Raw genomic sequence first — 12,552 nt, 5'->3', positions numbered from 1 at the left:
CAGCCCGCCCGCCGCTGGAAGGTCCGGGCCGTCCACACGGAGGCGGACGAGAGGAACCGGGCCGGACCTGGTCCAGCTCCTGCCGGGCCGTTTGTCACAACTCCGCGACAGGGATGGCCGACAGCAGGGAATGAACCCCATTCGCTTTGCAGACGTCAATGCCAGGTTGATAGAAATGGATCACCCGTGCGGGCGGGCGGCGCCGTCGTGGGCCACGGCAATACGGACGGGAAACGACGCATGGACGAGCGATTCGAGCGGTTCGTCGGGACGTATCTCAACCACGTGGAAGGTTATGACACGAGCGGTTACCTGAGGCCCACGCTGCTGGGATTCAACGAGCCGTTCGTCGAAGCGGTTCGTTCGGGTTTCAGCCGGGCTCTGGCGGACGACGCCTTCGGGCCGGCCGAATATGAGCGCCTGACCGATATTGAGTTCCCCGACAAGGAGAGTCTGAATGCCTACCTCCGGGCGATGTGCGCCTACCTGTTCGGCGGCGGGCCGGAGCAGCCGATGCCGCCGGGGTGACCGAGTTGCGGTGGTGCGGCGGTGAGCTTTTCGCTCCAGGCCGGCTGCCCGGCCGTTCGCAGGTGCGGCTCGGCCACCGACATGGCTGACGCGGTCGGTGAGATGTACCCCTCCGAGGGCGAGGACGCCCTTCTCGTCTGGAACCTGGTACCGGTCCGGCTGTCGTACAGCCATGACCTGGCTGCCCTTCTCGACGACCTGGTGCCCCTGCTCGAGCAGATCCGGCGGCCGGCGTTCTCGGAAGCCGAGGTCTTCTGGGGGTCGGACACGTTCTCGGCCCAGTGGGCAGTCCTCCGCGAGGGCGATTCCCTGAGGATCCGGGCGCGCTGGCACAGCACGCTGGGCAACTACGAGTCGCTGCTGGCCGCGCGGGGCGATGCCAGTGTCTCCGTGGAGGAGTTCATCGGCCAGTGGGCGAAGGTCCTGCGGCGGATCGTCACCGACATCGACGCGGAGCGCGTGGAGTTGGAGGACGACGACCTCCTCCTTCGCGCCAAGGCTCTGCTCGCCTCCTGAGCCGGCAGCACGACACCTGTGGTGGGCCTGCCGCCTCCCTTCCGCCTTCCTTCCGCCTTCCCGCAGTGACGCTGCCCCGACGTAGGAGAGTTTGCAGACGATGCTGATGCGCGCGCCCGAAGAGAGCGGCTCGTGGACCTGGGATCTGGACGAGGTGGCGGCGCCCGGCCTGGAGTCCTTGCACGTGATCGCTGGGCGTATGAGCGCGGTGCTGTTGGCTCACGACCTGTTGGCGCCGGCCTCACTTGAGTGGGACTGGTCCCTGGCGGGCAAGGGCATCCTCAACGTGACCAGTCGCCTGAACATCGGCGCGCGCCCGCTCGGCGATCCGGCCTTGCCTGATCGGCTCCACGCCTGCCGACCGACCGGCAACCCGCAGGCGGACATCGGTGGAGTCCTCGTGCTGGGTTCGGGCGCCTGGATCGACGCGAACGGTGCACGGCACGAGGAATACCGCCTGGTGGAACTGCTGCTGACTTCGAATGAGCTGGGAATCTGGGACGAACTGTCCGTTTTCCATGACGTTTGGGCCGAGTGTGATTTCCGGGGTGTGCCGCAGCCGCTCATCCACGCCAACAACGCACCGCGGCTCGCCGCGGCCCTGCAGGAACTCGAGCAGGTGCTCGGAGTCGCGGCGGAGCCCGGCGAGCCGACGTACTACGGGCGGGCCGAGGGGTACGGACTCGGGGCTCCCGACCTCATCGACGGGCTGGGACCGGACGTCACCGATGCGGCGCTCGGCTAGTGGGCGGGTTGGTGCCCGGCTGTCGTGAACTGCCCGGTACGGATTTCGACGGACGGCCCACGGACGACATCGACGACGTCATCCACGACGCCTTCGAGAGTTCCCGTCACCTGACCCGCGTCCCCGGCCTCGTCGCCTTGATGAACGATCCCGGCACACCCGAGATCGAGCGGCTCCTGGCGTGCGCGGTGCTGACGACCTGGGGCGAGGCGGCGGGCTACGAGGCAGTCGTCAGCGCCGCTGCGAATCCCAAGAAGGCCCCCTGGTAGGACTTCTCGATCGACCGGAAGTTCTCTGTGGACAGCACGTTCGCGCAGCTCGCCGATGCGGTCGCCGAGCGGGACCTGTCACGGGAGAAGGGGACCGAGGCCCTTCGGCTGGACGCTGCCCGTGCACTGGTCCGGCTCGCCGACAGCGAGTACTTCGATGACAAGCTGGGCGAGTTGTTCGACACAGACACGCTCCGGGTGCTGCTGGACGACGTCAGGGACGTCATCGGCCGGGGCGTGCGGTCCCTGGCGGCGGAGGAGGAGTGCCCGTTCGACCTGGCCACGCAGCTGGTGGACCTGGCGTCCGGTGTTTCCGCGGTCGACGGGTGTCTGGGCGTGGAGTCGGTCATGAGGGTGCTCGACATCAGCTGCTCGTCACGTGCGCTGATCCATGCCTTGCCCATCGTCTCCCGCGCGCAGGCGCTGAGCGTCCTGGCCGGACTGCTCGCGGGCGGCCCGGACCTGCTGGTCGAGTCCGCCGGAGAGGGCGCAGTGGTCCAGCTCTGAGACACCGCGAGCGGACGCCGCTCACACAACGCCCGGTGCAGCTGGGCGCGAGGGCCGGCCTGGGCCGCCTTGGAGGGACTGCTGCGCCACTTGCGCGGCGCGTCGGCCACCATTTCTACTGAAAGATTTCCATGGACCCGCTTTTCAGAAACTTCTTCCAGGCTCAGCTGAGCCTGGACAGGGCTACTTCGTTGATGGCGATCTGAGGTCAACCCTGCTGAGCTTCAACGACAACTACGGGGAATTGATCCGCACAGGACTCGCACAGATCATCTCCGATGATTCCTTTGGTCCGGCCGAATACGAGCGGCTGACCGATATCGAGTTCCCTGATGGCGAAGGCCTGAAGGCCTACCTTCGAGCCATGTACGCCTACCGGTTCGAGGGCGCCCCACAGCAGCCGATGCCGCCGGGGCGGGGGTGGGAGGCGCGGGGGCGATGAGGGTGCGGTGTTCCGGCGGGGCGGGATGACGAAGCGCGGGGCGGTGGTGGCGGGAAAGCGGGGTTCCGCCGCGGCGGGGGTGGCGCGGCGGGGGTGGTGCGGGACTGGGTTTCGCCGGGGCGGGGGTGGGAGGCGCGGCGGTGGTGTGGGGGCGGGGTCTGAGCGGGGCGGTATCAGAGTTGTGCTGGGGGTTTCCCGTCCGTCCTATCGTCTTCCGTGTCGGGCCGGTCCCTCAAGGGCGCTCCTTTGTCGCGTCGCTTCGCGATGTCGCTGCGCTCCACCCTTGACCGCCCGTCCCGCCCCGGAAAATCGAGGACAGCCGGGAAGCCCCCAGAAGAACGGGCCGGGGGGAGGGATAGAGGGACGGGCACGTCAGTGAGGGGCGGGGTGGTCGGGGGACGCCTCAGATCGCTACACGGCCCTGCCGGACGGCGTCTGCGGGCCTCTGTGGCTGGGCATAGGCCGCCTCAGATCGCTTCGTGCTTTTCGATCGCGCGACTGCAGACCGTCTGGGGCTGGTCATAAGCCGCAGACGCTCTGATGCGCCCGCCTCGGACGGCGTCTGCGGGCGGTTTGGGGGGGAGGAAAGGCGTCAGATGACGGCTGAGGCGATGCCCATCCAGGTCTGGGAGGGCAGGGACCCCAAAGGGGCTTCCATTTGCACCAATTGCCCTTGTTTGGGCGTGTGGTTGTGACCTTGCTTTGGTCTTGATGGGGGTTGGCATCGGCTGGGCCGATGGATCGGCCCTCCGTCCCTCGAATCTGCCCCTCTCAGCCCCGAACGAGGGGCGGACGCCGTCTCGGAGAAGCACGTGACGATCGATGGCAGCTTATGTCCAGCCCAGGAGGCCTGCAGGCGCCGTCTCGGAGACGCGTGTAGCGATCGATGGCGGCTTATGCCCAGCCACAGAGGCCTGCGGACGCCGTCCGGCAGGACCGCGTAGCGATCTGGGGCGCGCGGGCTCTGCCCGGGCCTCTCCGACGCCCCGATGGCGTCTTCTCCCCCGGCCCGTTCTTCTGGGGGGTTCCCGGTTGTCCTCGATTTTCCGGGGCGGGACGGGCGGTCAAGGGTGGAGCGCAGCGACATCGCGAACGACGCGACAAAGGAGCGCCCTTGAGGGACCGGCACGAACCGGAAGACGATAGGACGGACGGGAAACCCCCAGCACAGCTCTGATACCGCCCCGCTCAGACCCCGCTCCCAGCCTCCCGCCGTACATCCCGCCCCGGCCCCGTCGGTTTCCGCCGTGCGTGGACCCCGCCGCCCCTTGGGGCTGGGTGGGCAGCCATCGGCTCGGGGTGCGGGGGCGCGGGGGGTGAAGGCCCCGGGGTATGGCGTCCGGCCGCCAGGAGAGTGGTGGGGAGAGCGGGGTGAGGGTCGTGGTGTGGTGGTGTCGACGTGGGTGTGGGAGTCCTGATCGGGCCAGGGGGCCCAGCGGGGAGGAGTGGGGGCTCCGGAGGGGTTGGGGGTGGCGTCCGGGGTGGGGGTGACATGGGCTGGGCTGGGCCGGGGTCGATCTGTAAGAGAAGGTTAAGCATTGTCCGGTATTGTTTTAGTGTGGCTGTGGGAATCCTGACTTGCGGGGTAGTGGCCGGAACCGGCTGCAGGCATGGCAGGCTTGGGGCATGGCCGCTCAGATCTATCCCAGCATCCTGTCCGCCGACTTCGCCCGTCTCGCCGAGGAGGCGAAGGCCGTCGAGGGGGCCGACTGGCTGCATGTCGACGTCATGGACAACCACTTCGTCCCGAACCTCACCCTCGGCATGCCGGTCGTGGAGTCCTTGAGCCGTGCCACGGACATCCCGCTGGACCTGCACCTGATGATCGAGGACCCGGACCGCTGGGCCCCGCAGTACGTGGAGGCGGGCGCGGGCTCGGTCACCTTCCACGCCGAGGCCGCGGCGGCGCCCGTACGCCTCGCGCGGGAGATCCGGGCGAAGGGGGCGCGGGCCTCCATGGCGCTCAAGCCCGCCACGCCGATCGAGCAGTACGAGGACATCCTCCCCGAGCTCGACATGCTGCTGATCATGACGGTCGAGCCGGGCTTCGGTGGCCAGCCCTTTCTCGACATCATGCTCCCCAAGATCCGCCGCACCCGGGAGCTGATCGCCAAGCACGGCCTGGAGCTGTGGCTCCAGGTCGACGGCGGGGTGTCGGCCTCGACCATCGAGCGCTGCGCCGAGGCCGGCGCGGACGTCTTCGTGGCGGGCAGCGCGGTCTACGGGGCCGTCGATCCGGCGGCCGCCGTCCGCACGCTGCGTGACCAGGCGGGCGCGGCGATCGCGGCGGCGCCGTGGGCTTGCGACCACTGAGCCAAGGGTTGATGAACAGCTCGGTGAACGGGAGCTGTCCAGGCTGATCAACGGCCGTCGGATCTGACAGGATGAACGGCGAGTCGAGAGTGTGAACACGAGAGTGTGAACAGCAGTGAGGAGAACGCGGTGTCTGCAATGTCGGCGGGACGGTCAGCCCTGCGGATGGGACCCGCGGAGCTGGTGCAGGCGGCGGCCATGGCCCGCCGCTTCTACCTGGAGGGCAAGTCCAAGATCCAGATCGCCGAGGAGTTCGGCGTGAGCCGCTTCAAGGTGGCCCGGGTCCTGGAGACCGCCCTCGAACGCGACCTCGTACGGATCGAGATCCGGGTCCCTGCCGAGCTCGACGCGGAACGGTCGGACGCGCTCCGGGCCCGGTACGGGCTCCGGCACGCCGTCGTGGTGGAGTCGCCGGCCGACGCCACCGAGGACGCCCCGGATCCGGAGAACCTGGGCGCCGTCGCCGCCGACCTGCTGGGCGAACTGGTCAGCGAGGGTGACGTGCTGGGCCTCGCGTGGGGCCGGTCGACCATCCACATGGCGGCCTCCCTGCACCGACTGCCGCAGTGCACCGTGGTCCAGCTGACCGGGGTGTACGACGCGGGGACCGCGGAGCGCGGATCGGTCGAGGCCGTACGCAGGGCCGCGCAGGTCTCGGGCGGCGACGCGCACCCGATCTACGCGCCCATGCTGCTGCCCGACCCGGCGACCGCGGCCGCGCTGCGCAGCCAGACCGGGATCGCCCGGGCCTTCGACTACTTCGACAAGGTGACGGTCGCGGCCGTCTCCATCGGCTCGTGGGAGCCGGGCATCTCGACCGTCCACGACATGCTGACGGACGAGGAGCGGGCCCACTACGCCTCGCTGGGCGTCGCGGCCGAGATGTCCGCCCACCTCTTCGACGCCGAGGGCCGGCGGGTCGGCCGGGACCTCGGTGAGCGGTGCATCACGGTCGAGGCGGACCGACTGCGCCGGATCCCCGAGGTCGTGGCGATCGCCGGCGGGCTGCGCAAGGCCTCCGCGATCGGTGCGGTGCTGCGGTCGGGGCTGGTGACCAGCCTGGTCACGGACACGGCGGTCGCCGACTACCTGCTGACCGAGTCCGCCCCGGGGCTTCGGCCGGCGCTGGACCGGGCCGACCCGGACGACCTGTAGGGCCCCGTACGGGGCCGCTGCGCCGCGTACGGAGTAGTGCGGGCCCGGCCCGGGGCCCGTGGTGCGTCGGGTCGCTCCTGTGCGCCCGGAGGGACGGTTCGGAGCGGGTTCCGGGCGGGTTCGGGGCGGACGTACACCGGCTCGGGGGTGCCCGTGATGCGGATGTTGCCCGGATCGAGATCCGAAGGGCCGCCGCGCGGCGGCCCGCGGGGCGCATACTGAATCCAATGACAAAATCAGCAGTTCCTCGCCGCCATTTGCCGTCCAGCCCGTTCAAAGCCCCCGTGGAGCAGCCCATCCGGCAGTTCAGCGTCGGCGATCGGGTCACTCACGACGAGCACGGCCTCGGCCGTGTCGTCGGAATCGAGGAGGGGATCGCCGTTCTCGTCGACTTCGGTTCGGTCCAGAAGCGCATCTTGAGTCCCTACAGCAAGATGGCCGCGCTCTGACGCGACCGAACGATTCGCGGGCGAATCGGATATTTGGCACCATCGGCGCATGATCTTCCGGAACGTGCCCCGATGGTTGCTGTGTTCACTGGGGGCCGTGTTCCTCTGTGTCGCGCTCGTCGCGACGGCGGGCTGTGGTGCGCAGAAACCCGGCCCCGCCGTCGCCAGCGGCAGCGCCGAGCTCAGTGCGGCTCCCAGCGCCGCGCCCGACGCGGCTCCGGGCTGGGCGCGGGGGATGGCCGCCGTGCGCGCCGACGCGCTGCCGAGGCAGGCGCAGGACGTCCTCGCGCTCATCGACAAGGGCGGCCCGTACCCGTACCGGCAGGACGGCACTGTCTTCGGGAACTTCGAGAAGGTCCTGCCGCGCCAGAAGCGCGGCTATTACCACGAGTTCACGGTGCGCACGCCGGGGGAGCGGGACCGCGGGGCCCGGCGGATCGTGACGGGTGAGGGCGGGGAGTTCTACTACACGGACGACCACTACCAGACCTTCAAGGCGGTTCTCCGATGACCCTGCATCCGCAGCCGCTCGCCCCGGCGCTCGCTGCCGCCGAGGCCGCGGGCTGGACGACCGTACGGCTGGACCTGGACGGCGTACGGGCCAAGGCCGGGCTGATGAGGCGGTGCGGGGAGGCCCTGCGGCTGCCGGAGTGGTTCGGCGGGAACTGGGACGCGCTGGTCGATGTCCTGCAGGACCTGTCCTGGTTGCCGGAGGCTCCGGGGCGGCTGGTCGCGGTGACGTCGTGGCACGGGTACGCGGGGGCACGGCCCGCGGAGTGGGAGACGTTCGTGGAGGTCCTGGAGGAGGCCGTGGACCACTGGCGGGGGCTGCAGGACGGCGAGCCCGGGCTCACGGTGGTACTGGCCGAGCCCGAGGCCGAGCCGGAGCCCGAGCGAGGGCCGGCTGCCGGGGCTCCGCCCCGGACTCCGCGCCGCGAACGCCGACGGGGCTGAGAGGGCGGGGCTTGCCGGCGGAGGGAACCGGGTGGTCCCGAGCCACCCGGTTCCGTCGTCGTCAGTCCGTCTTCGGGATCCAGGGCGGGGTCTGGCCCCAGGACCAGACCGGGATCTTGGCCGCGTCGACGGGCGGGGGATGGGGGCCCGAGTAGATCAGGGCCATGCGGGTGCCCCACTCGATGTAGTAGGCGAAGACCCCGCGGAACTCGGGGTCCGTCGGGAGGCCCACCTCGTCGGCCGTGTCCATGAGCAGGTCCACCCAGCGGCGGCGCTGCTTCTCGGTGATCGCCCGGCCCAGGTGCTTGGTGGCCATGTGCTGGTGGCCGCCGTGGTGGTCGGTGTAGTCCGCCGGGCCGCCGAAGACCTCCGACAGCCAGACGGCGACGTGCTGCGGGTGCTCCGAGTCCATCCCCGCGAAGACCGGGGCCAGGATCTCGTCCCGGAGGGCGTGGGCGTAGAAGGCGTCGGTGAGGCGGTTCATCGCCTCCGCCCCGCCCATCCACTCGTAGATGGTGGGTGTGGTGCTCATCGCTGTCCGGCGCCCTTTCCCGTGCCCACGACGCCCGTCACGAGGTAGTGCTGCATCTCCTCGATGGCGGTCACGTACGGGCGGATCGCGGCGAAGAAGGCCGGGAAGTGCTCCCCCTTGCGGAACCCGCCCAGGTGGGCCTCGATCGAGGTCCAGCGGATCCGGAGGATGTAGCGCTCCTTCTCCTCCTCGCACCGGGCGAGTTCGTAGTCGATGCACTCGGGCGAGGCGGCCAGGGACTCGGCCGCCCGGGCGTACGCGTCCTCGAAGGCCTGCTGGTCGTCCAATGCGATCCGGTAGCGGATGTATTCGACGGTGGTCGTCATGGTGCGTACCTCTCCCTGGGTGTCGGTCTCGGCCAGCCTTACGCGATCACACGGCGCCGTGGGGCGGATTCGTCATTCGGACCCGGACTTCATGGGGTCGGTCGCACCGGAGACGTCGGGACCCTGCGCGCGGACCCGGCCGACCTGGTCCAGGGAGTCGCGCAGCTCCGTCAGCCAGCTGTCGGTGTTGCGCCCGACGAGGCGGACGCACCAGGCCAGTGCGTCGGCCCGGCTGCGGGCCACGCCGCCGGCGACCAGGGTGTCGAGGACCTGGCGCTCGGACTGGCGCAGCCGGGTCATGACGGGGACGGCGAGGTGGGTGAAGAGGGTCGTCTCGTCACCCACCCGTACGCCCCAGGCGACCTTGCGGCGGTAGAGCTCCTCGGCCTCGCGGGCCACTTCGATGCGCTGTTCGCGGGTGCGTTCGCGGAACTCCCGGACCGACTCGGTCGCCGGGACGGTGCCGACGACCGTGATCTCCTCGCGGTCGGCGGTGACCGAGTCGAGGGACGCGTACACGTCCACCGGCAGGCGCTCGGCGAACCACGCGCGGAGCTGTTCGCTCTGTTCGGCTGTAATCATGTAATCAACGTTGCATCCGCTGTGCCCTTGATCACAAGGGCACAGCGTTCGCTCTCAGCCCATCGAGCGGTAGCGGTGGATCAGCGAGACGGCCATCGCCCCCTCGCCCACGCCCGACGCCACCCGTTTGACCGAGTGGGCGCGGACGTCGCCCGCCGCGAAGACGCCGGGCACGCTCGTCTCCAGGGGGTAGGGGGCGCGCTCCAGGCTCCATTCGGCCGGGAGCTCGCCGCCGTTCGCGATCAGGTCCGAACCGGTGAGGACGAAGCCGTACTCGTCCCGCTCGACGACGCCCGCGAGCCAGTCGGTGTGCGGGCGGGCCCCGATGAAGGTGAACATGAAGCGCGCCGGGACCTCGGTGTCCCGGCCCGTCTCCGCGTCGTGGAGGGTCAGCCGTTCGAGGTGTTCCCCGCCGTCCAGCCGGACCACCGTGGTGCGCACCTTGACCTCGATGTTCGGAGTGCGTTCGATCTCGTCGATCAGGTAGCGGGACATGCTCGCGTCCAGGGAGGACGCGCGGACCAGGATGGTCACGCGGGCGGCGTACTTGGCGAAGTGCACGGCGGCCTGCCCCGCCGAGTTGGCCCCGCCGACGATGAACACGTGCTGGGAGATGCAGGCCGAGCTCTCGGTGGTCGCGGCGCCGTAGTAGAGGCCGGCCCCCTCGAAGCGGTCGGCACCCGGGGCGTCCAGCCGGTTGTAGGAGACGCCGGTCGCCAGCAGGACCGTCTCGGCGGAGATCTCCGTGCCGTCGGCGAGGGTCAAGATCTTCGCCGGGTCGTCGCGGGTCAGCGAGACCACCTCCACCGGGTGCAGGATCTCGGCACCGAACCGGGAGGCCTGGATGGTCGCCCGGCGGGTCAGGTCGCCGCCCGAGAGTCCCGAGGGGAACCCGAGGTAGTTCTCGATCAGGCTGGAGGTGCCGGCCTGGCCGCCCGGGGCGCGGGAGTCCAGCATCAGCGTGGACAGGCCCTCGGACGCCGAGTAGACGCCGGCCGCGAGGCCCGCCGGGCCCGCGCCGACGATGACGCACTCGTAGTGCGGGCGCGAGGCGGTGGTGGCCAGGCCCAGGTGCTGGGCGAGCTGGGTGTCGGTCGGCGCCGAGAGCACCGCCCCGTCCGGGAAGCGGACCAGGGGCAGGGCGCCGTCGGGCTGGGCGGCGATGAGGGTCAGAGCTTCGGGGTCCCGCTCGACGTTGAGGAAGCGGAACGGCTGGCCGTTGCGGGTGAAGAAGTCGCGTACGGCGTGGGTGCCGGGGGAGACCAGGTGGCCGGCGACGATGATCCCGTCGTAGGCGGGGCGGTAGGTCGCCAGCCAGTCCGAGAGCAGGTCGTCCAGGACGGGGAAGAGCCGTTCGTGCGGCGGGTCCCACGGCTTGAGCAGGTAGTAGTCCAGGCGGACCCGGTTGATCGCGGTGATCGCCGCGTCGGTCTCGGCGTACGCGGTCAGCAGCACCCGGCGGGCGTCCGGGAAGCGGCTGACCGCCTCCAGGAGGAACTCCACTCCGGTCACGTCCGGCATGCGCTGGTCCACGAGGAACAGCGCCGGGTCGTGGCCGCGCTCGTCGAGGGAGTCGAGGATCTTCAGGGCGTCGGCGGCCGAGGAGGCGCCGAGGACCCGGTAGCGGTCGCCGTAGGCGCTGCGCAGGTCGCGGCGGACGGCGCGCAGCACCTGCGGGTCGTCGTCGACGGCCAGGATCACCGGCTTGCGCCTCTCCGCGCGCTCGGCGGCGGCCGCGGACGCCGCCGGGGAGGCGGACGCCGCCGGGGAGGCGGGTGCGGCGGACGAGGCGGGTGCGGGGGAGCTCTCCCGGGCCGTACTCATGCCGGGTCCAGCATCAGCTGGTCGGCGTAGCACCAGGCCCAGTCCTCGCCCGGTTCGTGGGAGGCCGCGATCGGGTGCTCGGTGCTCCGGTAGTGCCGGGTGGCGTGACGGTTCTTCGACGAGTCGCAGCACCCGACGTGTCCGCAGCTCAGGCACAGCCTCAGGTGCACCCACGTGTCGCCGGCGACGAGGCACTCCTCGCAGCCCACCGCGGTGGGCTTCACCGGACGTATCTGATCGGTGTGTGTGCACAAAAGGTCCATCGTCATCGTCGCCGTCCCTCTCCTCGTGCTCATGCTCTTCACAGCAACACGGCTCGCGCGCCCGCGATTCACGGCGCGTCCAGACAGTAGGACGGGCCCCGTGAAATGGTTCACCGATTCGGCCGAAGTCACGTAGTCCTGCGACTACTTCATGATGTCCGCGAACGACTTCCTGAGGTGCCCCGGTCGGCTGTCCCGCTACCTCACGAAGTCGCATGCCAGCGCTTTGACGAAGACCCGGGGCCCGGCCAGTGTGGGGGACGCCAACGACAACAGGCGGCGCTGGAGGAATACGTGAGCAGAAAGATTCTGGTCATTGTCTCCGAACACGGTTACTGGGCCGAAGAACTGATAGGCCCCGTCTCGAAGTTCGACGAGCGGGGATACGAGGTCATATTCGCCACGCCGACCGGAAAGCGTGCACACGCTCTTCCGCCGAGCCTCGACGCGCACTACGTCGACCCCCCGCTCGGGCGGTCGGTGACCACGGAGGAGAACGCCCGGCTGGGGCGGGAGTTCGAGCAGTCGAGTCGGCTGGACTCGCCGCTCGACATCGAGGCGTGGGTGCCCGAACGCCCGTACACGAGCGACTCGGCCTACCTGCCCAAGCTGGAGCAGTACCACCGCGATCTCGACAAACTCGACGCCGACGTCGCCGGATACGACGCGATCCTCATCGTCGGCGGCAGCGGACCGATCGCCGACCTCGCCAACAACGAGCGCGTGCACGCCCTGATCCTGGCCTTCCGGAAGGCCGGCAAGGTCGTGGCGGCCGAGTGCTACGGGGTCGCCTGCCTGGCCTTCGCCCGCGACTGGGACGACCGCAAGAGCATCATCTGGGGCAAGCACGTGACCGGCCACTGCAAGGAGTACGACTACAAGGACGGCACCGGATTCCTCGGTACCGACTTCAACATGGGCCCGCCGCCGTATCCGCTGGAGTACATCCTGCGCGACGCGACGGGACCGCGCGGCGCGTACCACGGGAACTTCGGCAAGCCGGTCTCGGTGATCGTGGACTTCCCCTTCGTCACCGGACGTTCCACCCCCGACTCCTATCTGACGGGGCAGAAGATCGTGGAAGTCCTGGAGGACGGGCTCACCCGGTTCGGCTGGTAATCCCGGAATCCGCCGGGAAATCGGACAG

16 protein-coding genes are annotated in these 12,552 nt (G+C 69.9%); 11 read left to right on the top strand and 5 right to left on the bottom strand.

The window, feature by feature from the left end; all coding sequences use genetic code 11:
- Positions 1-240: 240 nt before the first annotated feature.
- The 10 genes from E6U81_RS20370 to E6U81_RS20315 all read left to right on the top strand — a co-directional run bounded on the left by E6U81_RS20370 (position 241) and on the right by E6U81_RS20315 (position 7,878).
- Entirely contained in the window at positions 241-528 is a 288-nt protein-coding gene (locus E6U81_RS20370) for a hypothetical protein (RefSeq protein ID WP_136231538.1), read from the top strand.
- 81 nt (positions 529-609) lie between these two features.
- The gene (locus E6U81_RS20365) at positions 610-1,044 is read left to right on the top strand and encodes a hypothetical protein (protein WP_206309975.1); all 435 of its coding nucleotides are present in this window, start codon (positions 610-612) and stop codon (positions 1,042-1,044) included.
- Between the two features lie 100 nt (positions 1,045-1,144).
- Positions 1,145-1,789: a hypothetical protein gene (locus tag E6U81_RS20360; protein ID WP_136231536.1), complete on the top strand. Its 645-nt coding sequence runs from the start codon at positions 1,145-1,147 to the stop codon at positions 1,787-1,789.
- An 11-nt stretch (positions 1,790-1,800) separates the two neighbouring features.
- Positions 1,801-2,058 carry a hypothetical protein gene (locus E6U81_RS20355; protein ID WP_136231535.1) on the top strand — a complete coding sequence of 86 codons (258 nt, stop codon included), beginning with the start codon at positions 1,801-1,803 and terminating at the stop codon, positions 2,056-2,058.
- 27 nt (positions 2,059-2,085) lie between these two features.
- On the top strand, positions 2,086-2,565 hold the full coding sequence (locus E6U81_RS20350) for a hypothetical protein (protein ID WP_136231534.1): 480 nt from the start codon (positions 2,086-2,088) through the stop codon (positions 2,563-2,565).
- Positions 2,566-4,633: 2,068 nt separating this feature from the next.
- Positions 4,634-5,320: a ribulose-phosphate 3-epimerase gene (gene rpe, locus E6U81_RS20335; RefSeq protein ID WP_136231533.1), complete on the top strand. Its 687-nt coding sequence runs from the start codon at positions 4,634-4,636 to the stop codon at positions 5,318-5,320.
- 105 nt (positions 5,321-5,425) lie between these two features.
- Positions 5,426-6,475 (top strand): sugar-binding domain-containing protein, encoded by a 1,050-nt coding sequence (locus E6U81_RS20330; RefSeq protein WP_173675211.1) that lies wholly within the window; start codon positions 5,426-5,428, stop codon positions 6,473-6,475.
- 227 nt (positions 6,476-6,702) lie between these two features.
- Complete coding sequence (locus tag E6U81_RS20325; RefSeq protein WP_030841491.1) at positions 6,703-6,924, top strand: CarD family transcriptional regulator; 222 nt, start codon at positions 6,703-6,705, stop codon at positions 6,922-6,924.
- Between the two features lie 49 nt (positions 6,925-6,973).
- Positions 6,974-7,435, top strand: coding sequence for a ribonuclease domain-containing protein (locus E6U81_RS20320; protein ID WP_136231532.1), 462 nt, complete (start codon positions 6,974-6,976; stop codon positions 7,433-7,435).
- Positions 7,432-7,878: a barstar family protein gene (locus E6U81_RS20315; protein WP_136231531.1), complete on the top strand. Its 447-nt coding sequence runs from the start codon at positions 7,432-7,434 to the stop codon at positions 7,876-7,878. Before E6U81_RS20320 ends, E6U81_RS20315 begins: the two co-directional genes overlap by 4 nt.
- A gap of 61 nt (positions 7,879-7,939) precedes the next feature.
- On the opposite strand, the gene E6U81_RS41950 is transcribed toward E6U81_RS20315, so the two are convergent.
- The 5 genes from E6U81_RS41950 to E6U81_RS20290 all read right to left on the bottom strand — a co-directional run bounded on the left by E6U81_RS41950 (position 7,940) and on the right by E6U81_RS20290 (position 11,405).
- Positions 7,940-8,410 (bottom strand): group II truncated hemoglobin, encoded by a 471-nt coding sequence (locus tag E6U81_RS41950; RefSeq protein ID WP_136231530.1) that lies wholly within the window; start codon positions 8,408-8,410, stop codon positions 7,940-7,942.
- Positions 8,407-8,736 carry an antibiotic biosynthesis monooxygenase family protein gene (locus E6U81_RS41945; protein ID WP_060178492.1) on the bottom strand — a complete coding sequence of 110 codons (330 nt, stop codon included), beginning with the start codon at positions 8,734-8,736 and terminating at the stop codon, positions 8,407-8,409. The genes E6U81_RS41950 and E6U81_RS41945 overlap by 4 nt, the downstream gene beginning before the upstream one ends.
- A gap of 72 nt (positions 8,737-8,808) precedes the next feature.
- Positions 8,809-9,318, bottom strand: a complete 510-nt coding sequence (locus E6U81_RS20300; RefSeq protein ID WP_136231529.1) for a hypothetical protein — start codon at positions 9,316-9,318, stop codon at positions 8,809-8,811.
- Positions 9,319-9,372: 54 nt separating this feature from the next.
- A complete protein-coding gene (locus E6U81_RS20295; RefSeq protein ID WP_136231528.1) occupies positions 9,373-11,142 on the bottom strand; it encodes an FAD-dependent oxidoreductase in 1,770 nt (589 codons plus the stop codon).
- Positions 11,139-11,405 (bottom strand): UBP-type zinc finger domain-containing protein, encoded by a 267-nt coding sequence (locus tag E6U81_RS20290; RefSeq protein WP_136231614.1) that lies wholly within the window; start codon positions 11,403-11,405, stop codon positions 11,139-11,141. The genes E6U81_RS20295 and E6U81_RS20290 overlap by 4 nt, the downstream gene beginning before the upstream one ends.
- Positions 11,406-11,699: 294 nt before the next feature.
- Here E6U81_RS20290 and E6U81_RS20285 point away from each other — a divergent pair, with 294 nt between their 5' ends.
- Positions 11,700-12,524, top strand: a complete 825-nt coding sequence (locus E6U81_RS20285) for a type 1 glutamine amidotransferase domain-containing protein (RefSeq protein ID WP_136231527.1) — start codon at positions 11,700-11,702, stop codon at positions 12,522-12,524.
- Positions 12,525-12,552 lie beyond the last annotated feature (28 nt).

Source organism: Streptomyces sp. A0592, from assembly GCF_004795115.1.
In the GTDB taxonomy this organism is placed as follows: Bacteria; Actinomycetota; Actinomycetes; order Streptomycetales; family Streptomycetaceae; genus Streptomyces; species Streptomyces erythrochromogenes.
This window is presented reverse-complemented; position numbering and strand designations above follow the sequence as displayed.

What these genes read in the sequence shown, in the direction of transcription:
- E6U81_RS20370 (WP_136231538.1), top strand. Translation starts at nt 241, where the DNA reads ATGGACGAGCGATTCGAGCGGTTCGTCGGGACGTATCTCAACCACGTG.
- E6U81_RS20365 (WP_206309975.1), top strand. Translation starts at nt 610, where the DNA reads ATGGCTGACGCGGTCGGTGAGATGTACCCCTCCGAGGGCGAGGACGCC.
- E6U81_RS20360 (WP_136231536.1), top strand. Translation starts at nt 1,145, where the DNA reads ATGCTGATGCGCGCGCCCGAAGAGAGCGGCTCGTGGACCTGGGATCTG.
- rpe (WP_136231533.1), top strand. Translation starts at nt 4,634, where the DNA reads ATGGCCGCTCAGATCTATCCCAGCATCCTGTCCGCCGACTTCGCCCGT.
- E6U81_RS20325 (WP_030841491.1), top strand. Translation starts at nt 6,703, where the DNA reads ATGACAAAATCAGCAGTTCCTCGCCGCCATTTGCCGTCCAGCCCGTTC.
- E6U81_RS20320 (WP_136231532.1), top strand. Translation starts at nt 6,974, where the DNA reads ATGATCTTCCGGAACGTGCCCCGATGGTTGCTGTGTTCACTGGGGGCC.
- E6U81_RS20315 (WP_136231531.1), top strand. Translation starts at nt 7,432, where the DNA reads ATGACCCTGCATCCGCAGCCGCTCGCCCCGGCGCTCGCTGCCGCCGAG.
- E6U81_RS41950 (WP_136231530.1), bottom strand. Translation starts at nt 8,410, where the DNA reads ATGAGCACCACACCCACCATCTACGAGTGGATGGGCGGGGCGGAGGCG.
- E6U81_RS41945 (WP_060178492.1), bottom strand. Translation starts at nt 8,736, where the DNA reads ATGACGACCACCGTCGAATACATCCGCTACCGGATCGCATTGGACGAC.
- E6U81_RS20300 (WP_136231529.1), bottom strand. Translation starts at nt 9,318, where the DNA reads ATGATTACAGCCGAACAGAGCGAACAGCTCCGCGCGTGGTTCGCCGAG.
- E6U81_RS20295 (WP_136231528.1), bottom strand. Translation starts at nt 11,142, where the DNA reads ATGAGTACGGCCCGGGAGAGCTCCCCCGCACCCGCCTCGTCCGCCGCA.
- E6U81_RS20290 (WP_136231614.1), bottom strand. Translation starts at nt 11,405, where the DNA reads ATGGACCTTTTGTGCACACACACCGATCAGATACGTCCGGTGAAGCCC.